Annotated in this window: 18 protein-coding genes; 8 read left to right on the forward strand and 10 right to left on the reverse strand. The window is 47.2% G+C overall.

Features of this window, described 5'->3' with window-relative positions; genetic code table 11:
- Positions 1-72: 72 nt before the first annotated feature.
- The 4 genes from GF401_14090 to GF401_14105 all read left to right on the forward strand — a co-directional run bounded on the left by GF401_14090 (position 73) and on the right by GF401_14105 (position 6,038).
- Entirely contained in the window at positions 73-2,352 is a 2,280-nt protein-coding gene (locus tag GF401_14090) for a glycosyltransferase (GenBank protein ID MBD3346183.1), read from the forward strand.
- Positions 2,353-2,399: 47 nt separating this feature from the next.
- Positions 2,400-3,848, forward strand: coding sequence for a glycosidase (locus tag GF401_14095; GenBank protein ID MBD3346184.1), 1,449 nt, complete (start codon positions 2,400-2,402; stop codon positions 3,846-3,848).
- Between the two features lie 101 nt (positions 3,849-3,949).
- Complete coding sequence (locus GF401_14100; GenBank protein ID MBD3346185.1) at positions 3,950-4,969, forward strand: glycosyltransferase; 1,020 nt, start codon at positions 3,950-3,952, stop codon at positions 4,967-4,969.
- A 133-nt stretch (positions 4,970-5,102) separates the two neighbouring features.
- Positions 5,103-6,038, forward strand: a complete 936-nt coding sequence (locus GF401_14105) for a glycosidase (GenBank protein MBD3346186.1) — start codon at positions 5,103-5,105, stop codon at positions 6,036-6,038.
- Between the two features lie 18 nt (positions 6,039-6,056).
- Here the strand turns inward: GF401_14105 and GF401_14110 are convergent, their stop codons facing one another.
- The 5 genes from GF401_14110 to GF401_14130 form a co-directional block, all read right to left on the reverse strand.
- The gene (locus tag GF401_14110) at positions 6,057-6,515 is read right to left on the reverse strand and encodes a peptidase (GenBank protein ID MBD3346187.1); all 459 of its coding nucleotides are present in this window, start codon (positions 6,513-6,515) and stop codon (positions 6,057-6,059) included.
- A 94-nt stretch (positions 6,516-6,609) separates the two neighbouring features.
- Positions 6,610-8,688 (reverse strand): hypothetical protein, encoded by a 2,079-nt coding sequence (locus GF401_14115; GenBank protein MBD3346188.1) that lies wholly within the window; start codon positions 8,686-8,688, stop codon positions 6,610-6,612.
- On the reverse strand, positions 8,573-9,769 hold the full coding sequence (locus GF401_14120; GenBank protein ID MBD3346189.1) for a response regulator: 1,197 nt from the start codon (positions 9,767-9,769) through the stop codon (positions 8,573-8,575). Before GF401_14120 ends, GF401_14115 begins: the two co-directional genes overlap by 116 nt.
- Before the next feature lie 215 nt (positions 9,770-9,984).
- On the reverse strand, positions 9,985-11,409 hold the full coding sequence (locus tag GF401_14125) for a response regulator (protein ID MBD3346190.1): 1,425 nt from the start codon (positions 11,407-11,409) through the stop codon (positions 9,985-9,987).
- On the reverse strand, positions 11,406-13,160 hold the full coding sequence (locus GF401_14130) for a PAS domain S-box protein (GenBank protein MBD3346191.1): 1,755 nt from the start codon (positions 13,158-13,160) through the stop codon (positions 11,406-11,408). The genes GF401_14125 and GF401_14130 overlap by 4 nt, the downstream gene beginning before the upstream one ends.
- A gap of 186 nt (positions 13,161-13,346) precedes the next feature.
- Between GF401_14130 and GF401_14135 the strand changes: the two genes are divergently transcribed.
- Positions 13,347-13,850 carry a hypothetical protein gene (locus tag GF401_14135; GenBank protein MBD3346192.1) on the forward strand — a complete coding sequence of 168 codons (504 nt, stop codon included), beginning with the start codon at positions 13,347-13,349 and terminating at the stop codon, positions 13,848-13,850.
- 26 nt (positions 13,851-13,876) lie between these two features.
- Here GF401_14135 and GF401_14140 read toward each other — a convergent pair whose 3' ends face one another.
- Together GF401_14140 and GF401_14145 are read right to left on the reverse strand one after the other, a co-directional pair.
- A complete protein-coding gene (locus GF401_14140; GenBank protein ID MBD3346193.1) occupies positions 13,877-15,745 on the reverse strand; it encodes a BamA/TamA family outer membrane protein in 1,869 nt (622 codons plus the stop codon).
- Position 15,746: 1 nt separating this feature from the next.
- Positions 15,747-19,847 carry a hypothetical protein gene (locus GF401_14145; protein MBD3346194.1) on the reverse strand — a complete coding sequence of 1,367 codons (4,101 nt, stop codon included), beginning with the start codon at positions 19,845-19,847 and terminating at the stop codon, positions 15,747-15,749.
- A 125-nt stretch (positions 19,848-19,972) separates the two neighbouring features.
- On the opposite strand from GF401_14145, the gene GF401_14150 reads away from it, so the two are divergent.
- On the forward strand, positions 19,973-21,238 hold the full coding sequence (locus GF401_14150; GenBank protein MBD3346195.1) for a hypothetical protein: 1,266 nt from the start codon (positions 19,973-19,975) through the stop codon (positions 21,236-21,238).
- A 36-nt stretch (positions 21,239-21,274) separates the two neighbouring features.
- Here GF401_14150 and nifU read toward each other — a convergent pair whose 3' ends face one another.
- On the reverse strand, positions 21,275-22,117 hold the full coding sequence (gene nifU, locus GF401_14155) for a Fe-S cluster assembly protein NifU (protein MBD3346196.1): 843 nt from the start codon (positions 22,115-22,117) through the stop codon (positions 21,275-21,277).
- A 39-nt stretch (positions 22,118-22,156) separates the two neighbouring features.
- Entirely contained in the window at positions 22,157-23,206 is a 1,050-nt protein-coding gene (locus GF401_14160; protein ID MBD3346197.1) for a phosphoesterase, read from the reverse strand.
- Between the two features lie 61 nt (positions 23,207-23,267).
- Between GF401_14160 and GF401_14165 the strand changes: the two genes are divergently transcribed.
- Positions 23,268-23,999 carry a metallophosphoesterase gene (locus GF401_14165; GenBank protein MBD3346198.1) on the forward strand — a complete coding sequence of 244 codons (732 nt, stop codon included), beginning with the start codon at positions 23,268-23,270 and terminating at the stop codon, positions 23,997-23,999.
- A gap of 181 nt (positions 24,000-24,180) precedes the next feature.
- Here GF401_14165 and GF401_14170 read toward each other — a convergent pair whose 3' ends face one another.
- Complete coding sequence (locus GF401_14170) at positions 24,181-25,548, reverse strand: hypothetical protein (protein MBD3346199.1); 1,368 nt, start codon at positions 25,546-25,548, stop codon at positions 24,181-24,183.
- 262 nt (positions 25,549-25,810) lie between these two features.
- On the opposite strand from GF401_14170, the gene GF401_14175 reads away from it, so the two are divergent.
- Positions 25,811-26,227: hypothetical protein (locus GF401_14175; protein MBD3346200.1), on the forward strand; the 417-nt coding region annotated here is incomplete at its 3' end.

Here is a 26,227-nt window from a genome sequence, read left to right on the forward strand (position 1 = left end):
TGATATCGCTGTTACCTCGATAAACCTGGTATGGTCGTACGAAACCTTAACAAGAGATGGTGAGACATATTCATGGAAAAAATCAGAACAGTTGCGGTAATTGGGAATTATCTGCCCCGTATGTGCGGAATTGCGACATTTACCACGGATCTTGTTTCTGCATTGTCAAAAGCGGGAAACGATATCGATTGCTGGGCGGTGGCAATGAACGACAGGCTTGAAGGCTATCGCTATCCCGATAAGGTACACTTCGAGATCAATCAGAGCCGTCTCAGCGAATACCGTCTTGCAGGAGACTACCTCAATATCAGTCAGGTGGATGTAGTTTTGGTCCAGCATGAGTATGGGATTTTTGGCGGTGAAGCGGGGAGTTATGTCAATTCACTCCTGCGGAGCTTGCGGATGCCGGTGGTGACTACCCTCCATACCGTTTTAAAGGATCCCACTGCGGAGCAGAGAAAAGCGCTTGATGAAATCAGCTCCCTTTCTACTCGTCTGGTGGTGATGTCGGAAAAGGCAAAACATTTTTTAAAAGAGATTTATAACATCCCCTCTGAGAAAATTGCTCTTGTTCATCATGGAATTCCGGATATGCCTTTTGTGGATCCTAATTATTATAAAGACAAATTTGGGGTGGAAGGGAAAAAGGTTGTGTTGACTTTTGGACTTATTTCGCCCAATAAGGGTATCGAATACATGATTGAGGCACTTCCCATGATTGTAAACCATCATCCTGATGTTGTCTATATCGTTGTTGGTGCAACACATCCTCATATCAAGAAGACACAGGGTGAAGAGTATCGTCAGTACCTCGAGCGATTAGCCATGTCCAAAGGTGTCTATGGCAATATAAAGTTTTTTAATCGTTTTGTGGATATCAAAGAATTATGTGAATTCCTTGGGGCCTGTGATGTCTACGTCACTCCCTATCTTTCGGAAGCGCAAATTGTATCGGGGACCCTTGCCTATGCAATGGGGGTGGGGAAAGCTACCGTTTCGACGCCGTACTGGTATGCACAGGAGATGATTGCCGATGATCGCGGGGTGATTGTCGATTTCAGAGATTCCCGTGCCCTGGCCTGTGCGGTAAGGGAGCTTCTTGATGATGAAGTACAGCGGAATGCTATCAGGAAACGGGCGTACACCTTTTCCCGCAGAGCTGTCTGGAATCAGGTGGCGGCGGATTACATGATGGTATTGGGTGAAGCAAAGGCCGAGCGCGCCAGCAGGTCCCGAATCGTATTTGATCATAAAATCCCGGACCAGGAAAAAACCAGCCTGCCGGAAATTAACCTCGATCATTGTTTTGCTATGACCGATGATACCGGAATGACCCAGCATGCATCCTTTACCGTGCCCGATTATGACCATGGTTACTGTATTGACGACAATACGCGGGCGTTGATCGTCATGGTGATGGCTCACAATTTGATGCCTGATGATATCCGGCTTGTTCGTTTTCAGAAGAAATATCTCGCCTTTATCAAGCATGCATTTAACGGTAACAACGGGTGGTTTCGAAATTTTATGTCCTACGACAGGCGGTGGCTCGAATCAAAAGGTGGTGAAGACAGTCAGGGAAGAGCCATTTGGGGTCTGGGAGTATGCGCGGCTCTTTCGCGGGACCGGGGATGCACGGCGCTGAGTACCACCATGTTTCATAAGGGCATTAAGGTTGTGGAAAAATTGAAACATGTCCGGGCACTTGCCTTTGCCCTGGTAGGGATTCATGCTTATCTTGCGCGCTTTTCCGGTGACAGTGAAGTTCGGAGAATCCGGGAGAAGCTTGCAAATACCCTGTCCAGTCAGTTTAATTCCCATCTTGATGATGAATGGCCGTGGTTCGAGGATGAAATTGTTACCTATGCTAATGCCAAAATTCCTCAGGCACTGCTTCTTTCCGGTCAATGGCTGCAACGGGACGACATGATCGAGACCGGATTCAAGACGCTCGACTGGCTTATTAATATTCAGAAAGGAAACGACCGGTTCTCTCCCATCGGCAACCATGGATGGCTGAAAAAGGGAGAAACCAAGCCGCTGTTCGATCAGCAGCCCATTGAAGCGCAGGCGATGGTAGAAACATGCATTCTTGCCTATAACATGACCGGTAACGATCATTACAGCACCATGGCGCAAATGGTATTCAACTGGTTTTTAGGGCATAACGATCTCAACGAACCTCTCTACGATTATACAACCGGTGGTTGCCGGGACGGTTTGACCCCCGACGGGCCGAATTTGAATCAGGGAGCCGAATCGACCCTTGCCTGGCTGCTTTCACTTCTGGCAATGCATGGTTTTTGTGCAGAACAAAAACGATTACAATATATTAATCCAATCGAACATTAAGCTGAACCAATAACAAGGCAAAGATGAGTAATACTATGAAAAAGAAAATTTCATTACAACGGCTCGAGGCTATACTCAAACCCTCGCAGGAACGTGTGCTGGTCCGTCCCTTTATTCCTCTGGATGAAAACAAACGTTCGAGGATAATTGCCCGGGTCATGACATTAACCGAAGAGCAGGTTCGTCATTATCTCAAAAATGTAATCACCGACTTTACTCAAAGGCATCAGAATATCAAAGATGTGCTTCTTCAACATTTTGAAAAGGTGGAGAAATGGACGGTAACCGATACCCCCTTGTCCGAAGAACGCCGACTACTTATCGGCGCCTATTTCACGCAGGAGTATTCGCTTGAATCGGCCGCTCTTTTTAATCCGTCAATTGTTCTCCATCCCGATCAATCGGATCTTCCTTCGGGTGCTATACGGTTTATCATGAGTTTGCGGGCTACCGGTGAAGGGCATATTTCTTCGATTGTTTTCCGGGAAGGAATAATTACCGATAATTTTAAAGTAAAACTCAGACGGCCGACGACTTTTGTAACGGAGCCGGTGAAAATTCCGAATAAAACGTACGACAAAGATGTTTTTGCCCGGAAACTGGGGGAACTCGAATTCGAAAATTATTTCAGCAGGCACGCACTCTCCACACTCCCTGAAAATTTCACGCTCAATGAATTGAAAGAGGTCACCAATAATATTCGGCGGGAAAATCCGGGCTCCGGAGAGGCTGAGCATACGGTTGAAGGCATGCTCTCACTGGCCTATTCGAATTATGAAGTCACCTTCGAGGCCTATCAACGAACTTCGGAAAAAACGATCTTTCCATCAACAGCAACGCAACGAAACGGTATTGAAGATGCCCGGTTTGTACGCTTTGTGGACGATGACGGCTCAACGTGTTACTATGGTACCTTTACCGCCTTTGACGGTAAGACCGTTATCCCCGAACTTCTGAGGACCGAAGATTTCGTCTCATTCAGATTCATTACACTCAACGGACCAGCGGTCAAGAACAAAGGAATGGCCCTGTTTCCCAGAAAAATCAACGGTAACTATGCGATGCTTTCCCGGCAGGACAATGAAAACCTCTTTATCATGTATTCCGACAATATCCATTTCTGGTACGATCCACACCAGATTGCTAAACCGACCTTTCCCTGGGAGTATGTTCAGCTGGGAAATTGCGGTTCACCGGTTGAGATCGATGAGGGATGGCTGGTGCTCAGTCATGGCGTCGGGCCGATGAGAGAATATTGTATCGGCGCCTTTCTTCTTGATAAGAACATTCCATCCAATATTATCGGACGACTCCGGGAGCCGCTTCTGGCGCCCAACGAAAATGAACGGGCAGGATACGTTCCCAATGTTGTGTACACTTGCGGTGCATTACTGCATAAGGGTAAACTCATCATCCCTTATGCCATGTCTGATTATGCAACCAGTTTCGCACTTGCCGATATTAAGGAAATAGTTGGCGCCATGGAATGGAAATAACGAATTGAGGAATGGAGTAACGGAGTTCGGAATCAAGGAATTGCATTCACTGTCCCATTACTCCACTACTCCATCACCCCTATTCTTATAAAGGTAATCACATGAGAATTGCCATGCTTGCTCCGATTGCCTGGAGGACACCCCCCCGGCATTATGGTCCCTGGGAACTGGTGACCTCGCTTCTCACCGAAGAACTTGTACGGATTGGTATTGATGTCACGTTGTTCGCTACGGAGGATTCAATCACCACGGCACAACTTAAAGCCGTCTGTCCCCGCGGCTACGAAGATGATCCGGAAATCGAGCCGAAAGTATGGGAGTGTCTTCATATCGCTCATTGTTTTGAAAATGCTGAAAAATTCGATCTGGTTCACAATCAGTTTGATTTCCTTCCTCTTTCCTACAGCAATTTACTTTCAACCCCGATACTCACGACCATCCACGGGTTTTCATCACCGAAAATCCTAACGGTTTACAAAAGGTATAACGGTCTTTCCCATTATGTTTCCATCAGTAATGCCGATCGGTCTCCTGATTTGACCTACAAAGCCACGATATATCACGGTGTCGATATCGGTACCATAAAATTTCATCCCAGTCCGGAAAGCGATTATCTGGTCTATTTCGGAAGGTTTCATCCCGACAAGGGAGCAAAGGAAGCGATAGAAATTGCACGGCTTTGCGGCAAAGAATTGATTATGGCAGGGGTTATTCAGGATACGCGCTATTTTGAGCGTTATGTTGAGCCGGCGGTAAAATCCGGTGAAGTCCGCTATATCGGCAGCGTAGGCCCGGATAAGCGGGACGATATACTCGGTCGTGCAGTGGCACTGCTCCACCCAATCAATTTCAATGAACCCTTTGGTCTGTCGGTCGTCGAATCCATGGCATGCGGAACACCGGTTATCGCTTTTTCCAGGGGAAGTATGCCCGAACTGATCGATCACAATAAAACGGGCTTTCTGGTTCAGACGGTTTCCGAAGCAGTGGAATGTGTGGGAAGAATTGGTGAAATCGATCGAAGCACATGCCGTGACGTTGTCGAGCAGCGGTTTACAAAAGAACGGATGGCCCGAGAATATGTCCGCGTTTACCGCGAGATCCTTTCCCGGTCTTCATAGATTCGGGTTCCCCGTTAAGAAACATAGAATGATATGTGGCATGGTCATCCCGGCCATGCGAATTACATTCGATTAACCGTCACATGAGATTTAAAACCACAAAAAGGGAGCATTCATAAGAGGGGGATATAGTATGAAAAAAGAAATTGTTCGCCGATATTCAGGTAATCCGATCCTTACAAAAGAAGATGTGCCTTATCCGGTTGAAACGGTGCATAATGCCGGCATGGCAAAATTTAATGACAGGTATATCATGCTGTTCAGATCTCACCGGCGCAATGGCCGCTCGGTTATCGGTCTTGCTGAGAGCAGTGACGGTTTTCATTTTGACGTTCGTCCGGAACCTTTTCTGATCCCCGCCCGGTCGGGAATTTTTGCCGAATACGAAGAGTATGGCGTTGAGGATTGCCGTGTTTGCGCTTTAGGAGATGAATATCTGCTTACCTACAGCGCCTATTCCCGTCATGGAGTCAGAATTGCTCTGGCAAAAACAACCGATTTTTCATCGGCTAAGCGGGTGGCCTTGATCACCGAAGCTGATTACCGTAATGTGGTGATTTTCCCCCGGAAAATTGACGGCAGATATGTTCGGCTGGACCGTCCTCATTCGGAGATTTCACCATGGTCGATATGGATATCATATTCACCCGACCTGGTCCATTGGGGTGATTCCCGCGTGGTAATGAAACCGGTCACCTATCACTGGGATGAAATGAAAATCGGTCCTGGTGCAACACCGATTGAGACCGATAAAGGATGGCTTCACATTTACCATGGTGTTTTTCCTACCATGGCTGGCGCCGTGTATCGGCTGGGTGTTGCATTGCACGATCTCAATGATCCCTCACAGATTATCGGTGTCGGTGATGAATGGATTCTCCAACCTCAAGATCCCTGGGAGGTGACCGGTTATGTGCATAACGTGGTTTTTACCTGCGGTGCACTACCGGAGCATGATGGTACCGTTAAAATATACTGGGGTGGTGCGGATACGGTCATGTGTGCCGGAGAGGCAAATATCGATGATCTGACGGCGTTATGTCTAAAGAATTCCCGTCCGCCCAAATAGGGGATATCTGCAAAGACCTTAATCATTTCCTCCGCCGAAAATACCTGCCCGCATTAGATAGTACAGGAGCGTCAACACCGAACTGACCGTCGCAGCCACATAGGTTAAAAACGCGGCATTCAGTACCTTTGCCGCATACACCGATTCTTTAGAGGAGACTATTCCCGTACTGACCATCAGCTTTTTAGCCCGCCAGCCGGCATCCCATTCTACCGGAAGAGTGATCAACGAAAAAAGTACGGCAGCGCTGAAAATCAATGCACCCAGTAAGATGAACTGTTGTGAGGAAAAGAGGAATCCAAGCATAATGACTATATAGGAGAGCCAGCTCGAGGCATTGGTAGCGGGGACAAGCGCGGTGCGAAGGTGAAGTGGCGCGAATCCGGTGGAATGCTGGATCGCATGACCTGCTTCATGACAGGCAACACCGATTGCCGCAAGGCTGTGACTTCGATACACCGCCGGTGAAAGACGCAGGGTACGGGAGACCGGGCCGTAATGGTCGGATAAAAATCCGGAGCGTCAAACTGACACGAGGCAGCGTATGACACTCCGGGTGTTATTGAGTCGATTAAAACTCCTTCAGGTCGATATCTTCGTCAAAGGGAATAGCCTCCTGGGGCCTTACTTCTTTGGCCTGTGCTGTTGCCGGACGATGTCCGTTGCCGTCGTTCTTGTTCAGATTTCCATTCTTTTTCGCATGGAATTGCAGTGATCCGCTGTCTCTGGATGAATGCAAAGCCTGAAAACCCCGTTTTCTTTTTGCGGGCGACAATGAACCGCCGCTGTTTGAGTGATCAGAGATCCGGGATGATGAATGGGTTATTATCGATGATCCCTGAACAATTCTGGTCAACTCCCCCACCATGGAATTCAACTGCTGGGCCTGACTGGAGAGTTCTTCACTTGCAGAGGCCGACTCTTCAGAATTGGCGGCATTCTGCTGAGTGACCGTATCCATCTGGGCAATGGCGGTGTTAATCTGGTCGATACCCTGCGATTGTTCATCACTGGCGGCCGACACTTCGGCGATGAGCTGATCGACTTTTTTCACTTTCTCGGTAATATCTTCCAGGATATCATTGACATCCTTTGATGATTCAACGCCGTCTTCAGCATTTTTCTGCGATTCCGCAATGAGGTTTGCCGTATTTTTAGCAGCATCAGCCGACCGTTGAGCAAGGTTGCGCACCTCCTCGGCAACGACGGCAAATCCTCGTCCTGCTTCACCGGCTCGAGCCGCTTCAACCGCAGCATTGAGTGCAAGGAGGTTTGTCTGCATGGCGATTTCATCGATTGTCTTGACTATTTTTGCGGTTTCATCAGACGAAACCTTGATACGGTTGATAACATCACTCATCCGGCCCATTCGTTCTTTGCCCTGGGAGACGGACCCGGAAGCCTCTCCGGCCATGGAGGTTGCCTGGCGGCTGTTGCCGGTATTCTGTTTTGTCATGGATGACATCTCTTCCAAACTGCTGGAAACTTCTTCGAGACTTGATGCCTGTTCGCTGGCGCCTTCCGACATCTGCTGGCTCGATGATGACAATTGTTCTGATGCCGATGCCACTTGCTCGGAGCCACTCGACAGACTGTCGATAACCGCATTGATAGGACGCACAATACTCCGGGTGATAAAAAAGGAGAGTGCGCCGCCGATAATAATGGCAATTATCGTAATAATGATTACCATCCCGGTCGTCTGGGCAGCCATCGATTTCATGTCTTTTTCGAGACCCTCCCGAATCGAAGTGATATCACCGAGGATATGAGATGCTTCCGCGGCCATAAGCTGATCGGCTTTCTCTTTCTTCTTGACTGCATCCCAGTATTGATCGCCGGCCTGACCATATCGCTCGATATAGGAACTCAGTTTTGCATATATCTCAGCTGTTTCATTCATTTGGGCAGCGCCCCGCCGCCACTCTTCAAGCCCATCTTTAACCTTTATAATCTGATTGGAAAATGATTCCCATTGTTCCTCACCGTCGGTGGCAAGCAAATAGACCGCGGTCACTCGAAGAAGCAGGAAGGGCTCGACAAAATCCTGTCGAAGTGTGCCGATATTTTGATTGTCGAGATGTTCGAAATAATCGGTGACTTCCCAGCCAATCTTGCCCCATTCAGAAAAGGCATCATCTTTACTGGTGCGCGATTCTTTTTGTTGCTCGAATGCATCCTTGTAGCGTTCGCCGCTCTTCTGGGCCTGCATGGCCTTATCCCTGTATACCATTTTCAGACCTTTAAGGGTTCCCAGATGGGAGAGTTTTTTATTGAAGTTGTCGTATGACGCCGCCCATTTTTCCGCGGCGTTTTTGGTTTCGCCTTTTTGTACATCAAAACCATAAATGGCAAATTCTCTGCGCAAACTTCCGGTTTGATTCAGCACGTTAAGACATTCGTTGCCGGCATCGGTCCTGGCGAAATTGTCCGACATACCCTTTACACTCATCCAGCCGGCAATACCCAGAACAAGAGCAACAACAATCAATGCTCCAAATCCCAGCGTTATTTTCGTGGCAAGCTTCATATCCTTAAACATCCGCACCTCCTTTAACTGGTGGTTGTAATACATGGTTGTTTTCACTTGTTTCATCGACAGCACACCTCCTGTTATCGAGCGGAATAGACAGGATAAAAACGGCGCCATTCTCCCCGTTACTCGATCGCTCGATCCATCCGCCGTGCTTTTCGATTATGTTTTTGACAATTGGGAGGCCCATACCGTTACCGTCCTTTTTTGTCGTGAATCTATCCTCAAATATTATATCCCCGATATCTTTTGAAATTCCCGTTCCGGTATCACCGACTACTATTTGAACATAACCAAAATCGTTGTCGCTCTGTTTTGGAGGGACAGGGGCGTGCTGTAGTTTTATATGTAAAGCTCCTCCACCGGGCATAGCATCGAGGGCATTGAGTGCAAGGTTCAGTATTGCCCGTTGGAGGAGCAGAGAATCCCCTTTGATCCACACCGGATGGTTTAGTGTTTCTGCGGAGACGGTAATATTCGATGGTGCGATTCCGGCGATCGCTGCGGTTGCACGTTCGACTATCGCACCGGCTTCGGTTCGTACCATAAAGGATTCCGTTGAAGAACCGGTTTTGTCTATTGCCAGAAGGGATTTGCACACTTGGGCGGCTATGGTTGTCGACTTGAGCATTTTTCTGATATAATCATCGGAACGACCAGCATCGTTGCAATGCTCCAGCGCCATATCGGCGTAGCCCAGGGCGCCACCTAACAGATTGTTGAGATCATGGGCGACGGATCTGAAATTTTTTCCCAGACGGGCAAGGCGATTTTTTTTCTTGAGGGCTGCCGATTTGAACCTGAGTTCTGATAAGAGCTTTTCAACACGGGTTTCTATTTCTTCCGGTTCAAAGGGCTTGTCCATAAAATCATGACATCCGTTACGCATGAGGCGAATTACCAGGTCTTTGTCGCCATATCCCGAGATTGCAAGGATCGGTATCTCAATACCGGCGGTTTGCAATTTGGCAATCAATTCTTCACCGTTCATGGATGGCATCTGGATATCACAGATAAAAAGATCATAGGGGCGGTCACTTTCCTCGCTTTCGATGATTTTCTTCAGCGCCGTTATACCATCGGCAACACATTCGACATCATACCCTTTCATCTTGAGGGCAAGATTGATGCAGAATCGGATTTTTTCCTCATCATCGGCAACAAGTATTCGTGAAGCTTGTTGTGTGGCTGTTTTCATGGCCAAATATCAATGCAATGGTTGTGCCAGAGGATACTTGTTGGGGCTAATTTCTTTAAAACCATATACTTACAGTGTGGAATGTTTTTCCGGAAAGACTATGGGGGTGCAGATATTTCTGCGTCGGGGCAGGGAGATGGGTGTCTATATTTCAGGGAATCAAAGGGTTATGGGAGGGCAGAAAAATGTGCGGTGTCAGATATTTCTGCAGGCCTTCACTGCTTTTTCATGTTTTTAAGGCGATAACTGAGGGATTGGCGTGTGATTCCCAGCAGTTGGGCGGCAAGGGATTGGTTGCCATTCGAACGGTCGAACGCTTCTTGAACCAGTGCATCCTGGACTTGTGAGAGGGTTGGAAGGGCAGTATGGAAAGTAACACGTGTTTCTTTTTCTGAGTCTGCGGATGTCTGACCGGCAGTGGTTTCAGGGCATATTGTTTTGCGGAACGATTCTGTCGACAGGGTACCCGAAGTATGCATGGAAACCGCATCCCTGACCATTGCCTGCATTTCCCGTACATTGCCGGGAAATGAATAGGTTGCGAGGAGGTCGATCAGTTCCCGGGGGTATGGAGGCTTTTTTTTCTTCAGCTCCTCTGCTGCTTCTTCGATAAAGTAATCGAGCAGTACCGGAAGGTCGTCTTTACGTTCGCGGAGCGGTGGGATGGCGATATGATGGGTTCTGAGCCGATAGTAAAGGTCGTTTCGGAAGGACTTCGATGCCGCCAGTTCATCGATGCTTTTGTTGGTAGCGGCAATCAATCGGCATGAACTTTTTTTCGGCGAGTCACAGCCCAGAGGATAGTATTCGTGCTCCTGTAAAAGGCGGAGCAGTTTAATCTGCGATTGAGGGCTGAGGTCGCCGATTTCATCCAGAAGCAGGGTTCCGTTGGATGCTGTAACAATAATTCCGGCGCGATCCGAATCCGCACCGGTAAAAGCACCCTTGACATGACCAAAAAGTGTGTCGGTAAAGGTATTGTCATCGAGGCCGGCAACATTAACCGCAATAAAATCGCCGGCAACACCGCTCGACAAATGGATTGCGCGCGCCAAAAGCTCTTTGCCGCATCCTGTTTCGCCGGTGATCAGAATAGGGTAGTGGGTCGCCGCCACGGCTTCAATATAGCGGAAAATCGACAGAATCCGTGGGTTTTTAGTACGGATAGGGGCAAAAACTTCCGGATTTCGAAGGTCCTCGGCCAGGATTGTTTTCGTTAACTGCAGGTAGTCCCGCTGAAGCCGGCGTAATTTTACGGCATTGGCGACACTCGAAACAAACCTCTCGCTTTCAAGTGGTTTAACAATGTAATCATGCGCTCCTTTTTTCATGCATCCGATTGCCGTATTCATCTCGTTAACGCCGGTAGCCATGATTACCGGAACATCGGGTTGATTCTTTTTTAATGTGTCAAGAGTGTCTACACCGGATTCTCCCGGCATAACAATATCCAGAACCACGGTGTCAAATTCATTTTGCTCCGTCCACCTCAGCGCTTTTGTGCTGCGGTCAAAAATAATAATGTTATTAAACCCGGCTGCCTGGAGTGTCATATTCATGAGGTGAAGGGAATTACGGTCGTCGTCTATGATGACTATGGGATTTTCGGGTTTTAAAATTTTTTGAATGTTCCCGGTCATGGTTCCGTGCTCCTGGGAAATATGACCGTAACCCTGGTTCCCTTACCGGGAGTGGAGTCGAAATCGATAACGCCATTGTGATCGCGCACGATGCCGGCGGTAACGGAGAGTCCGAGTCCTGTGCCGCCATTGTCGCGTTTTGTGGTAAAAAAGGGATCCAGTATTTTCCCGATCGCCTCTTCAGGAATGCCGCATCCCTGATCCTGAACAATCAATGCCACTTCTTTATCGGATAGTATTTTGGTTGACACCTGGATTGTCTGTGAGGTGTCTGTTAAGGCGTCGCAGGCATTCTGGATTAGGTTGATGACTACCTGTTCGAGGCGTTGAAATCTTCCGGTAATAAACACATTGCCTTCTGTAAAGTTCGTCGAAAATGCGGTAGTGTGCTTTTTGATATAGCTCTTTACAAGATGAACTGCCGCTTCGGCAACCACATTGAGATCGACTTTCATACCCTTGCCCGACATATCTGTTTTGGCATATTCTTTCAGGTCTGAAACGATATTTTTGATTCGTTCGGCCCCTTCTTCGATGCTGGTCAGCAGGTAGTTGATATTGTTCCGGAATTCTTCAAAATTTGCTGCTCCGAGCGGCGGTGCTATACCGGTTTTGTAGTGAGATTCGAGAATCGGCGCGACAGCATCGCAGGCTTTGCGCAGCAGAGGAATACTGAGCGTGATATAATTGTTCGGATTATTGATTTCATGAGCAACACCCGATACCAGAATCCCCAGGCTGGCCATTTTGTCGGCCTGGACGAGCTGTTGCTGATGAAGTTTTGCATTTTCTTCGGCTTCTTTATAGATGGTAATATCTGAAGCGATTCCTGCGACTCGCACGGTTTTCCCGGTTTCATCATTGACAAGAAATGTGCGTACTCTGAGCCAGGCTGTCGTGCCATCGGGGCGGACAATCCGGAATTCCTCGTTAATTGGTGATGTATACCGTATTTCCGGATCTGCAAAGCGGCAAGTGTCACGGTCGTCGGGATGGATTATGGAAAAAAGCTCTTGACCCATTTGCATTGCCCGGGGAGGGGGGATCCCGAGAATCTGCTGCGCTGCCGGGCTGATATAGAGAAAAGATCTGGTTTCTTTATCGAGAAGAAAAAATATTTCATTGATATTGTTCGCCAACTGCTGAAATCGTTCTTCACTCTCCTTCAGTGAATCTAAAAGCAGGCGCAACTCCGAAACATCCCGTACCACTTCGATAGCGCCGACTCGGTTTCCCTGCGAATCGAAAAGGGGAGAGGCGGCAATCCAGATGTAGGCACCCTTATTGTCGTTGAAATGGGGTATGTAGGTCTCGGCATTGATAACGTGACCGTTCCGGCGAACATATTCATATTTGCTTTTTATGACCTCATCATCGGCATCGAGCAGATCGACAACGATCGTTCTCCGTTTTTTATAAAACGGGATTGAATAGTCGTGCGATCCCAGAACTTTTTCTTTCGGAACCCCGGTCATTTTCTCAGCCGCCTTGTTCCAGTGTGTGACACGGTGCTCATGATCGAGCACAAAGGCGGCATCGGGAAGGAATTCTATAATATCCCACAGTTTGACGTTTTCCTTCTGCAGAGTGTTAATTTCTGCAATGCATTCCTCAATGGTGTGACACTTTTTGAGATCGTGATCGTTCATTTCTACTATGGATAATGCACCTTTTGTGCACTGGAGTTTATGTAATGAGGGAGAAAGTATACTGCCCTTATTGTATAGCTTCTGAATTTGATTATCAATCATTTAATACAATAGTATTAGATTTTTTATATTCTCAAAATCATTAATACCAATTCTCACTTTTGCGAAAAACGGCTGTGCAGCAGTATTTTTCTGTATGTGCCATCTCAGGCATGCTTCTTGCACCTTCTTCATCAAAGAACAATTATACATTTAAAGTGTTACATTTTTTATGGAAAGGGTTATGTAATGGATATTCTGGATTATGCCAAAGAGATTGAATCGCAAGGTATCGAGCATTATTCAAATCTGGCTAAAGAGGTGGAGCTTAAAGAGCTTGAGAGTATTTTCGAGTTTCTGGTACGGGAGGAAAAACGGCATTATGAAATATTCGATTCCTGGCAAAAAGAAAGCGCTGTTCCTTCAGTAGACAATACCGGTATTCTAACACAGGCAAAAGGGGCATTTCAGAAATTGTCGGACCATTTCAAGACCGCAAGCTTTGTCGCAATTGATCGGGATGAGGCATACAACAAAGCCCTCGAATTTGAAAATAAAAGTATTTCCCTGTACACCGATGCCCTGGATAAGCTTGGGGACGGTATGAACGATGGTAAGTATCGTGATACACTGAAAAGCATTATCGACCAGGAAAAGAAACATGCTCGCTTGATTACTTCCTTAAAAGAGTTTCAGCGTCACCCGGGTGAATGGCTCGAAAATGCAGAGTGGTATCATTTCGATCAGTACTGAGAGAAAAATCGGTATCCAAAAAACACTCAAAATGCGTTTCCCACACTCAGGTGCCAAGCATAGGATGACTTGTCATCAAGCGATTTGTCGAGCTGATGTCCTACTTCAAAACGGATAATAACAAGGGGTGTTTTTACTCGCAATCCAGCTCCTGCGTTAAAACTCAGATCATTAAAGGAAAGTGAACTGAGTGTTTGATCGAGTGATGTACTCTGGACATTTTTCAGAATACCGGCGTCCAGGAAAAGGGTTCCGCCAAGTATTCGATAGATAGGATACCGGAGTTCCGCCACATTCATGGCAAAATAGGCTGTTCCGCCGATTGGTACCAGTTTGCCGTCAACAGAATCGAGTTCTCCAAACTGCTTTTCCTCGAAGCCGCGCATGACATTTGGTCCGCCGAGGTAAAAACGTTCCTGTGAAGGAACGATTTCACTGGCGCCGTAGGGAAGCGCCAGGCCGAATCGGAGTGCTGATGAGAGGACACTGGATCCCAGAACAGGCATATATCCCCTCGATACGGTTTCGCCTTTTATGAACTGATTACCCCGGGCTCCGCCTAATCCGGCGATTTCGATATCCATTGTCGTGAAGACGCCCTTTTCCGGGTCGATTATATCCGAACGGGAATCGTAACTGAATCCCCATCCGATACTATGTGTCGTTTTATCTTCAACCGAATCGGGGTCCGCCGATTCATAGGTATTACTCTTTTCCCACCGATGGATAATGTGGGTTTCTGAATTTATTGCCGGTCTGTATTCAAACCGTTGCTTGAGTTCAACTCTGGTACGAGCAAAATTAATGGGCTTTTCATTATCATGCCCCCACAGAACGCGGCCATCCCAATCAACAGGTAATCCGAAAATCCAGGGGATAACAAGACCACCCTCGATTTCCTGATTGATAAAACTTGCCTTTCCTCTGAGAAGCCCCTTGATTCCCAGACCAAGAAAATTGCTGTAGCTTGATTCGACACTGCCCCGGAACTGCTGCCAGAATTTATAGCTCGAACCCAGCGTATAATATCCCAGACCGAATTCGGCCGTAAAAAAATGCCGTTTTCGCACATCAATATTTACAATCCGCAGTGAAGAATCGACAGGCGATATGTCGGCAAGCGAATCGTAATTGAGCGTAACAAAAGAAAATAAACCGGTCGAATAAAGATCGTTGACGGATCGTCGTATCGACTTCCTGGTCAAGGTGTCTTCCCTGTCGAATTTCAGCTCCCGTTCGACCACCAGGGGCTTTACCGATTCCGGATGACTGATATAAATGCTGTCTATTCGGATTCGAGGGCCGCTTTTAAATGTGTAGGAGAGTGAGGATTCCAGGGAGTCGTTATTGAGTCCGATTTTACAATCCGCCGATGACTCCAGATATCCGCGATTCCCGAGCCAGGTTTCAATTCGTTGTATGTCGCTGTTGATTATAGAGAAAGAGAGTGCCTTGCCGGGATTTGCCTGAAGCTCCTTTTTCAAAGGCGATTCATAGTCCTCGATATTCCCCGAAATATCAACCGAGTCGATCTCTGTCTGTGGACCTTCATCAACCAGAAAAACGATACGCACTCTCCTGTCCGAACTGTCGTGTACAATGGTATCGATGGTAATTGTGGCTCTCAAAAATCCATGACTGCGGTAGATCTGATAAAGGGTCGTACTGTCTTTCTGCAATGTCCGCCGGCTGTATTTCTTCTGATCGAAAAGTGAGGGTGTAAGACGGAGGGCGGGAAGAATATTTCGTTTATTCAGCTTTTTTGTGCCCTTAATTTTAAGGCGCGACACTTTCCAGACTTCACGATCGTTCCACCTTCCGGCTTGCTCATTTTGAGAAAACAGCGGTGCTGTAAAAAGTGAAAATACTGCTAAAGATAATATATAATGTCTCATATTATTTTCGTATCTTGTATTTCAGTTCAACACTGGCATTACCTTCGGTATCGGTCTCACCTTCAACAAAGAGATTCTTATAGACTTTCCATGAAACAATCGCCTTCTGATCTTCAGGGTCGCCAAGCGTTCCGGAATAGGTAATGGTGATATTTTCATTTTTACCGATTTTTTTACTGACTGTTAAAGATGTCCCTTCATCGGAAATGTTTGCGGATGAGATACGCTCTATTTCAACTCTGTCGATATTGAAAAACTCCCGGGCTGCTCTGGTAGCATAGCGGGAAGCGATTGACGAGAGGGATTGGCTGGCCAGGGCCGACGCGCGGCTTTTTGCCAGCTCCTGACGATTCACTCCAACGGGGTTGACCGTTCCAAAGGTAAGCAAACTGACAATTCTGGGTTCGGGAAGCGGTGGATTGGAGCGAAGGCGTATTGTCTGGCTGTCAAGGTCTCCTGAAAAGTTGAGAAAGACTTCATATTTTTCATCGGTAGAAATATCAGTTGCTTCTGTTTGGGCATTTACCGATAAAAGTGGGTTAATGTTTTCGCTGGATGGCTGGCGGGCATAACCCTCGGTGATGGCAAATCTTCTGTCGAGATAGGTAGCGCTGCCTTCCACGACCGATAACTGTCCCGAATACATTGGGTTAAGCAGCGTACCGCCAAGGTAGAACTCCCCTCCCAGGACTACGTCGATTCTACTCGACGCCTGATTTATACCGCCCTCGATATCGACGGTTACATTGAGATTGTCTGGTACTTTGAGTGTGATTGCAAGGGATGGTGAAAATTTGTTCTGTCGCTGTGATGAATCGAGTTGGGTCACCGATGCTGCGAGCAACGAAATCTCCTGATAGATGTTCGACTTTCCCAGTTGTAATGTTCCGGAGATACGCGAGGAATCCGGTGGACCCTTGTAGGATGCCCGGAGGGTATCGAATAAAAGATTGATACCCTCTCCTAAAGAAAGAGGAATATCGTTGCCTTTACATACGATACTGGTCTGCCAATTTGATCCCAGACGGACACCTCCTGCGGCTTTGAGCGAACCGGAACCCCACGAAGAAAAAACTTTCCGTATCATGAGGGTATCGCTGCTGATATCGGCTTCGGCAAACAGGGGGCCGAGAGGGGGATACATATCTTCAATGGCAACCACGGCGCTGTCGATACTGCATGAACCTTTCAGATTTGGTGATGACGATCCTGGAATAACATTTAATTTTGCCGAAATTATTCCCTTCCTGAATTCGGCCCCCTTGATCGCTGCATTTAACAGTTTGAGCGGGAATTTTGAAAGTGAAATACGGAATGATGCCTGTGGATTTTTCAGAAGCGAATCGATATTATCGAGCGGGACCATGCCCCTAGCCCATGCTGTACCCGCGGGATAGGAAATATACGCCGAATCCAGAACTGCTTCAGCAGGAGTAATTGTACCTTTAAGGGCTGCACCGTCAAGCTTGATTCCGGAATAGTCTATTGCTCCTGCGGTAAGAGAAAGGTCGAGCATAAACGGCTCTTGCGATTCCGAAGGGAGTTCGGTTGTTTTTCCAGTAAAATTGATATGGTCTATTTTAATATTCTGAGCGGGGTAGGTCAGCGATGAACTGTCGATTTCCAGCATGCCCTCAGGAATCCATGCCTTGCCGTTGTATCGAGCAGTAATATCGGTATGAAGGATTCCGGCAAAGGTAACTGTTTTAACATACATTTCAGAAAATATCGAGAGGTCTGTCTGCTTTGCCTGTACAGAGATGCGAGGCGGAGTTTCCCGGTCTGTGTCGAGCCTCCAGTTGGCGCCGGGCTTAAAGGGTAGTGAAGCGGAAATGATCAGGGGAGCTTTAACCTTTTCAACGCCGATCGAACAGACTACGGTTACAAGGCTGTCGACCAATCGAGAGGCGCCTTGTATGCGGCCCCGGCGACGGCCGGAGTGGTAGCCTAGTTTGAAGAGATCGAATGCTATATCGACTTCCGGATTTGCAAAACGCTGTGACAATTCGCAGTATACATCCATGTATCCCCGAGGATAGGCGGAAAGGGGGAACCAGGGGTGCAGCGTCGACAACGGGAGACTGTCACATATCGCTGTTCCGTCCAGAGAGTCGGGATCGAGCGATAAATTGAATCGTATTTTCCCCTGTTCTTTCTCCTGGGTTACCGAGTCACGGCTGTGTGCCGAAAAGGAGCTTGTGAGTGACATGTTTCTAACGCTGTACCGGGCGTCACCAGTCAGCGATACGTTCTTTTCTTTCATTCGAAGGGTGGATACGGTAACCTGTTCACCATTATACTCCGCATCCATCCATACCGTATCCGCCTGGAATCCTCCCACACCTAAATTACCGACTGCAACCCGAGCACTGGACATAAGAGAGTCGAAGGGGCCGTGAGCCGCAACTTGGATATTCACATCCCCTCCGCCGGGAGAAAGCCCCAGAAAGGCAAAAAGCGAATCCAGAGGTCCCTCTGCCGATATAAAACTTTTCGTGACCCTGCCTGTACCGTTCTGGTAATCCACCGAAGCATAGAGCGTGTCACCAACCAGATTGAGCCACCAGAGAGAATCACTTCGAAGGGAGGCGCTAATGCGGGGGGAGTCGAAGGGGCCGGTAACAGAACCTTCAGCCCGAATGGAGCCTTGCAGTTGAGAAGGCAGAAAGTAATGCGAAAGCACGCCAGGCTCTTTTATTTCTGCCCTTACGCTACCGTCGACACCCTTCCCCGTATAGCTTCCCGAACCCGACAAGGTGAAGCTCTTACCCATATCACCATCCACCGATATTGAACGGTCGGCAATAGTTCCGGTGAGAGAAAGGGGAGGAAACGTTCCTTTTGAATTGCGGAACGAATCCAGGTGAAGTTCAAAATCACCTCTTGAGGGAAGCGTTGTCAGAGAATTTCCCGATGCTGACAAACTGATTCTTCCTTTCCCTTGCGAAAGTGGTAAGGTGATATCCATCGATTCTAATAAAGGAACAGCCTCATGTATGTTCACCTCGGAGTTAAGAGAATATTTGTGAAGGTGCGGCTTGGAAAGAAGCCCGGGGATGGAGGCTGAAACTTCTGCAGAACCATCATACAGCGAACCATCCAGATCAAGATTGATCGCGAGTTTTCCGGAGGTATCATATTCAGTTTGTACATTGATCTCCTTGAGCGAGATAGTCGTATACCTTGGGCGACGAATAACTGTTTGGAGCTCGATTACAGGTTTCGATAACGGGCCATCGAGCTTTCCCTTTAGTTTGATGCCCTTTCCGGCTGAAATTTCGGGGGGAATCCATGGAAGAGTTGCGATAAATGCACTGTCTGCATTCAGATCCACTGCTGCATGCCATGCGCTCTCCTGCTGATAGGGAATAACAAGTTCGGTAGTGATTTTGCCGCCTGCGGAAAAAGAGAGTGCCGCATTGTGGATGGTGGTTGTACTCTCGGTCACCGTAGTTACACCTTCCAGCGAATCACCGGTAAACTCGAGAGTATCGATCTTCACTTCGGCAAAACGACTCGATACCCTAGCTTTGATTGTTGAGTTATTTTTCAAGCTTCCGTCTATCCAGATCCCGTCAACGCTGATGTCGATATTCGATACGGTATCTTTGAATGTGAATGAACTTGAATCGATGTAAATATTATTGACAAAAACATGAAATTGCGGCGTTTCCTGTGGCGTGTGCTCCTGAGAGGCGGAATCGGGCGGTACAAAAAGAGTGACCAGATTCGAATCCCGGCTTATGTTGAGATACACCCGGGCATTAGTCGCTGATGCGAAGGGAAGGACAATTCGATTATATAACAGGGGAATGGGGGCCAGCGAAGCTGTAAGTTTTTCGCAGACTATCTCAGGCTCGGGGGAGCCGGGATGATACATTTTCAGGCCATACACAGTCACACGGGGGGGGATAGCTATATCGATACTATCGAAATCAACCTTTCCATGAATAACTTCAGGAAGCCTCTTCCTTGCTATATCCGCAGCCAGATTGCCGAAATGATCGGTTCGTACATACAACGCTGCAGCAATAACTACTATGATAAAGCAGAGAATGAGTATTGAAACTATTTTCCCAAGAAGTGCAATAATCTTTTTCACATCAATTCAATATGATAGCTGGTGTAGATAAAACAACAGTGGAGCCGGACTCCGTTTTCCTTCATTACTAATATAGTATTTATGGAGCATAGTATATTACATGCCGGTTTAACGGGGTTGGGAGTATGAAAACGAAGTCACGCAATGAAATAATTCAGCATTTGTATTCTCTTACCGCAAGGGGAGTCAAATTTGGGCTTGAGAAGATCAGTGATGCTTCGGCACGTCTGGGGAACCCCCATCTTGCCTGTCCTTCAGTACATGTAGCGGGTACGAACGGCAAAGGAACTACCTGCGCGTGTATCGAATCGATTCTCCGTCATTACGGCAAAAAGACAGGTCTTTTTCTTTCGCCGCATCTTGTGGAATTCGAAGAGCGCTTTCTGATAAACGGAAAACCTGTTCCACCCGAATCATGGCTCGATATCTACAGGGGCATTGAAGACTGCATCGAAGAGCTTGACCTTACCTTTTTCGAAGTGACTACATTGATTGCTTTTGAGCTGTTCAGGCGTGAAAATGTAGACTGGGCCATTTATGAGGTTGGTATGGGGGGACGTCTGGATGCCACCAATATTATTAAACCCCGTATATCAGCAATTACGCATATCGATCTCGATCATGAAGCATTTCTGGGCACGGATCTGGTTTCCATCGCCGCAGAAAAGCTTGGCATCGTTAAGCCCGAAACGCCGGTTGTTATGCTTGATTCGGGTAATAGCGATGTTATCAGGGTTGCTCAAAAACGGTGCAGGGAGAATTTGGCTCCTCTCACGCTGATAAGTCCCTCATCGGCCCATGCTGTAACCGATTCGAATACAAGCACCTTATTTGTTTATAAATGCCAGCCCTATTCGATTCAACTCAAAGGAAAACATCAGGTAAGCAATGCAATGCTTGCTCTTGAAACAGCTCATCTGCTTGGATTTTCTGAAAATGTAATAATCGCAGAAGCCCTGAAGAATGTATTCATGCCCGCTCGATTCCAGATTGTGAAATATAAGGGCAAAACGTTAGTTTTCGATGCAGCTCATAATCCGGGTGCAATACATGCGCTGGTTTCCACGCTTAAAAGCAAATTTGAAAACAGAGGCATCTGTATTGTCGCGGGCATATTGAGCGATAAGAATTTTGTAGCGATGATTACAGCCCTCTGTACTATTGCCGTACAACTGATTTTAACAAGTCCCCACACCGATCGGGGGGCGGGTATAGCAGCGTTGAAAGAGTCACTTCCCGATGAATGGAAGGAAAAGGCTATCGAAAGGGAGACGGTTGCCCGGGCGATGGATGAAGCTTTGAGCAGCAGTGCACCGGTGGTATGTTGTACCGGTTCATTTTACACGGTCGGTGAGGCCATGCAGCATCTGGGGATACAACCGTATGGGTAATACAGGTGTACAGGAGGGGCGTTCAGTTGAACGTCTCTACTGAGCCTCCTGTACCGTAAGATCTTCTGAAACTCGTTCCTGCAGTTTCTTTTCCACAACCGACTTGAGGGTCATCGATGAAAAGGCACATCCGGCACAATGGCCTTTGAACTGGATATAGACATTGTTGCCTTCAACATCAACCAATTCGCAATCGCCGCCGTCTTTTACAAGGGTAGGTTTAATCTCCTTTTGGATGACCTCTCGAATTTTATCGATCTTCTGTATGGTTGTCATTCGTCCGGAACGAGATTGAGCCCTGCTTTTTTTCTCGCCTGCAACACGGTTCAGTATCTCCTGGATCTGGGGATGGCATCCGCCACAACCGCCGCCGGCTTTGGTATAACTGGTAACATCTTCAACCGTCGAAAGGTTATTCTCTTTGATTGCCCGTTCAACCTCTTTGTCGGTAATACCAAAGCATGTACAGATAACAGTACCTTCCTTTTCCTTTGGGGTGGTTGTTTTTCCACCTGTCTTGTAATAATCAATTGCCGCTTCAAGAGCTTCCTGCCCCATGACACTGCAGTGCATTTTTGCTTTTGGAAGACCGCCAAGAGCTTCGGCTATCTGTTTGTTGGTAATAGTGGAAGCTTCCTCGATAGATTTTCCTTTAACCAGTTCGGTTAAAGCACTTGCAGAAGCAATAGCGCTTCCACACCCGAACGTTTTGAATTTGATATCGGTAATTTTTCCCTCAGAATCCAGTTTGAAAGTCAACCGAAGCGCATCTCCGCAGGTTATGTTACCGACTTCGCCAACGCCGTCCGGCGCTTCGACTTCTCCTACATTCCGGGGATTGAGATAATGATCTCTGACTTTTTCGGTATAATCCCACATATTTTCATCCTCTATAGTATAAATTTACAATTCTATTTGTTATTCCCTCTCCAAAATAGGAACTCCATCACTATTTTGAATACGAAAAACCTTTTTAAAAGTTGCAATGAATCGGCTCAACTGTTCTTCAGCGGAAACGCCGTTGAGCGGGATACGGCCTGCTGCAAGTCTTCCGTGGCCTCCGGCATTTCCACCCAGCTTTTTTGCTATTGTCACAGCCTTTTTGCCTGCGCCGGAGACATTTTTTGAGCGAAGCGAGAAAAAGATACTTTTTTTGAAAATGCCCGAACAAATCATCCATTCCATTCTCTCGAGACTGTGAAAAAAATCGGCCATCTCTGCAATATAGTCCGGTGCGGTAACTTCGCCAAGATGAGTATATCCCACATGATTGAATTCAATCGCAGCTTCGGAACCGCGGTGGATGGTTTTGAAAAATTCTATATCCCGTTCCGGATTTTCGATATGGGCAAGTTTGGTGTGATTGACCGTACAGAAAAGTTTGACATAACACTCCTCGTCTTCAGGATGAGCATCCCGTCCTAAACCGCTGGTATCGGTTTTGATACCATAAAACAGCGCAGTGGAAATTTCGCGACTGAAATGGACTTTTGCCTTATCGAGATACTGCGCAACCAGGGTTGATGTAGCGCCAAGATCTTTGCGGATATCGTAATAGTATGAAACATCGCCCTCCGGTTCGCTCATGTGATGGTCCAGAACTGCATCAACCGTTGCATTTTCAGGAAGAGAAACATTGCCGCTTCCCGGAAAACAGTCGACCATGACAATCCGGTCGAATTCCTTAAGATCGATGAGCGGGAAGGGAATCATTTCAATATCAAGGTATCTGATTAAGGCCCGGTTTTCTGCTCGGCCGATAAATCCGCCGAATGTAATGATACTGTTTTTAATTTTCCATGAGGCGAAAAGCTTGGTCAAACCATAGGCCGAGGCAATACAGTCCGGGTCTGGATAGTCGTGAGCGACAATAAGCACCGAAGACGCAGGAAGAATATGAGCCTTAAAATCTTTAAGCTTTTGTTTATAATCTACTTCGGAATTCATCTTTATGTTGTCATCGATCATTGAGAATAATATAATTTATGATGATCTGAATATTTTATCGAGAAGGAACTGATTATCTGAAATGCGGTATGCAATAATTTCCGATATTCATGGAAACCTTGAAGCGCTCGAAGCGGTAATACGGGATATTGATGAGCGTTCTGTTGACAAAGTAATATGTCTGGGCGATATTGTCGGCTATTATCCCGATCCCAATGACTGTGTCGATCTCGTGAAAAAACGGTCTGATCTCTGTCTGGCCGGAAACCATGATTATGCTGCAATCGGACGGGTCGACACACGGACCTTTACCTATTATGCCTATGCAGCGATGGAGTGGACAAAAAGGAATATCAGCAGCGAATCAAAAAAACACCTCTCTTCACTCCAGTTAACTGCCCAGGTCGACAATATGTTCTGCACCCATTCGTCACCATCCACACGGGAACAATGGGCTTATGTATTTCCCGACAGTGAACTTGCCGTTTTTGAGGCGTTCAACAGCCTGGTGTGCCGTCTCAATTTCATCGGCCATACCCATTGGCCATCCATAATGCTCCAGGAACAGGATAAGATTATCCTTCACTCAACTCATTCTATAAAGCTGGATGCAAGCCATTTCTACCTGATCAATGTGGGAAGTGTCGGGCAACCACGCGATTTCGATCCCCGCTCCTGCTATGCCCTCTACGATTCGGACGAACAGCATGTCTCCCTGATCAGAGTGCGCTACGATTTTACCCTTACCCAGAAAAAAATCGCGGCAAATAATCTGCCGACCTTCCTGGCCGAAAGGCTGGAGAAGGGGAGGTAAGTAAAAAATACGCTGGAGAAATGAGGTATTCAGTTCGTTGTAGCACTATGATTATCATGGGATTAAATCATTGCAGAGATTGTGTGGGCTTTGCTTATCGACAACGTCCCGCAAAAACAAAAGCCGCAATCTCCCTTTGGCGATTGCGGCCGGTCACTACCTTTTTGCCGAAAACCGGTAGTTAATTGTTCTTGAGAAGAACCCGTCGTGTCAACCCTGACCCCAGTTTTTCGATAACGATTCCTTTTGCCTGTATGTGTATCCCGGTTGATCCCAGGCATTCGCCTGTTACGCTGTAGAGTGTTGCGTTCCGGTTTTCCTTGCCTGGGCTATAAGCAATAGCCTGTGATGCACGTGACCGTGATATCGAAGTTGTTTCGCCAATGAGAATATCCGGATCGATTTTCGCATACCGGACAGCTTCAACTTCCCGCCCGGTCCAGATCAAATGGATTTTTCTGTCCTGAGCCTGGATAATACTACAGTCTGCGTTCTCGTTTCCGGCCGATGATTCCCTGATCTCGAGCTTTTCCTCCCAGCTCGACGCATCCAGAGGATCGTCGCCGATCCATATCCGCATAAAGTATCGGTCGCATAGCGTCGCCGAACAGCCGGATTCAGTACAATAGCGTGCATCGCTGCCATGTGCAATTACATGCCACCCGGTGAGATTACCGGAAGGAGCACCGGCGGTTCCAAGATCCAGGCTTACCCCTGTTCCCGCGGCGCCAAATTTGATGCCCTCATCTGCAACGCAACCCACATTTTCTGTAGGATCAACCCAATCGAATGACGTCCAGGTTTGACCGCCATCCTGCGATTTAGCCCATTTGGGACCTGTGTTATGAAATTCATTTCTGCAGAATGCGACTATTTCCTGAAAATGTCCGTTAACCACATTGGTTGGATTGACAACAATAAAGTCAGGATTCCAGAATTGATCGACAGCAAAATGTTTGGTCCAGTTGGAAGGATTTCCCATTTCACCCTGGGGAATATGACTCGTATATCCCTGGCCGCCGTTTTCCGTTTCGGACCATCCACACAGCCAGTCACCGTTGGGATGACGCAGGCAGTTGCTCTGCTCTCCTGCCTGCAATGCCATCTCGTCTGAATGAACATCCTGCTCTGAGCCCCAGGTCTCACCGTTATCGGTGGATATTCTGAATTTATGATCGTTGCAACAGCCATTGTAATAAAAACAATAGACATCACCGTTTTCAGCCTGTTGTACAGTTGGATCGAAGTATTCACTTACTGTTGAAATATCAATCAGATTACCCCAGGTTTCTCCCTGGTCGGTACTTTTAAAGGCTCCGATTTGCGTGGATTCACCTTCACTCTGCCCGGCCACCGTGACAATTATCAGATCGCCGTTGGCAAGTTGTTCGATATTTGCCGGATGATTATACGCTGCTCCGGTGGTAAGTATGTCTTTTCGAATGATGCAGGACTGGTCGCCGTAGATAAGCCAGTTACCGGCAGCATGAATGTTTGATGAAACCAGCGTAAGAAGTGTAAAAATAATAACATGATATTTTGTAACCATTGTATCCCCTCTCAGAATAATGTAATAAAGATCAATTGATTAAGCGATTAAAAAAACCTCCTTTTAAGTTAACACGTTTCTTCCTTATCAGTGAGCCAAATTAATTATGTGCTTAAATAATATTTTTGTAAATATGCAAAATTATTTTTTCTATCGTAGCAGTCAGTTTCATCCTGACCCTGATTTGAAATATAACGAAATTATCGTGCAATTCTGCCTGAGTTAATGTAAATTTATATAAACAAGCATACAAGGTTGAGGTGTGACTAACAGCGAGAATGTACATGGTATTACCAGGGCGATTCGATATTGTATCAGCACCATACGTGCCCTGGGCAGCATAGAAGGTACTGTTTTACCCGGCTTTCGATCACTTGCAGCTCAAGCAGAAGTGGCGCCGGTGACAATGTTGAAAGCGGCCGGCTTTCTTCGGGAGAAAGGTATCATAGAAGGGGGACAGGGAAAGCGGTATCGGATCGCTGCTGCAGCCGGAAAGGACCTTGATCGCCTCGAATTGGAAGTGAATTCTCCGGACAAAAGCAACGCATCGCTCACATCTTCATCGTCATGTCGACTCGCTCAAATGATTGCCCGCGACATCGATACCGGCGTGTATGATGGCCCCGGACCGCTGCCGCCAATGAAAGAGCTGGCAGGCCGGTACGGTACAACCTATTAC

This window comes from Chitinivibrionales bacterium (assembly GCA_014728215.1).
In the GTDB taxonomy this organism is placed as follows: domain Bacteria; phylum Fibrobacterota; class Chitinivibrionia; order Chitinivibrionales; family WJKA01; genus WJKA01.

Bases quoted from the DNA above. Each gene is read 5' to 3' on its own strand.
- GF401_14140 (MBD3346193.1), bottom strand. From the start codon at position 15,745: ATGAGACATTATATATTATCTTTAGCAGTATTTTCACTTTTTACAGCA.
- GF401_14170 (MBD3346199.1), bottom strand. From the start codon at position 25,548: ATGGTTACAAAATATCATGTTATTATTTTTACACTTCTTACGCTGGTT.
- GF401_14105 (MBD3346186.1), top strand. From the start codon at position 5,103: ATGAAAAAAGAAATTGTTCGCCGATATTCAGGTAATCCGATCCTTACA.
- GF401_14150 (MBD3346195.1), top strand. From the start codon at position 19,973: ATGAAAACGAAGTCACGCAATGAAATAATTCAGCATTTGTATTCTCTT.
- GF401_14115 (MBD3346188.1), bottom strand. From the start codon at position 8,688: ATGGCGCCGTTTTTATCCTGTCTATTCCGCTCGATAACAGGAGGTGTG.
- GF401_14130 (MBD3346191.1), bottom strand. From the start codon at position 13,160: ATGATTGATAATCAAATTCAGAAGCTATACAATAAGGGCAGTATACTT.
- nifU (MBD3346196.1), bottom strand. From the start codon at position 22,117: ATGTGGGATTATACCGAAAAAGTCAGAGATCATTATCTCAATCCCCGG.
- GF401_14090 (MBD3346183.1), top strand. From the start codon at position 73: ATGGAAAAAATCAGAACAGTTGCGGTAATTGGGAATTATCTGCCCCGT.
- GF401_14160 (MBD3346197.1), bottom strand. From the start codon at position 23,206: ATGATCGATGACAACATAAAGATGAATTCCGAAGTAGATTATAAACAA.
- GF401_14100 (MBD3346185.1), top strand. From the start codon at position 3,950: ATGAGAATTGCCATGCTTGCTCCGATTGCCTGGAGGACACCCCCCCGG.
- GF401_14125 (MBD3346190.1), bottom strand. From the start codon at position 11,409: ATGACCGGGAACATTCAAAAAATTTTAAAACCCGAAAATCCCATAGTC.
- GF401_14120 (MBD3346189.1), bottom strand. From the start codon at position 9,769: ATGAAAACAGCCACACAACAAGCTTCACGAATACTTGTTGCCGATGAT.
- GF401_14165 (MBD3346198.1), top strand. From the start codon at position 23,268: ATGCGGTATGCAATAATTTCCGATATTCATGGAAACCTTGAAGCGCTC.
- GF401_14135 (MBD3346192.1), top strand. From the start codon at position 13,347: ATGGATATTCTGGATTATGCCAAAGAGATTGAATCGCAAGGTATCGAG.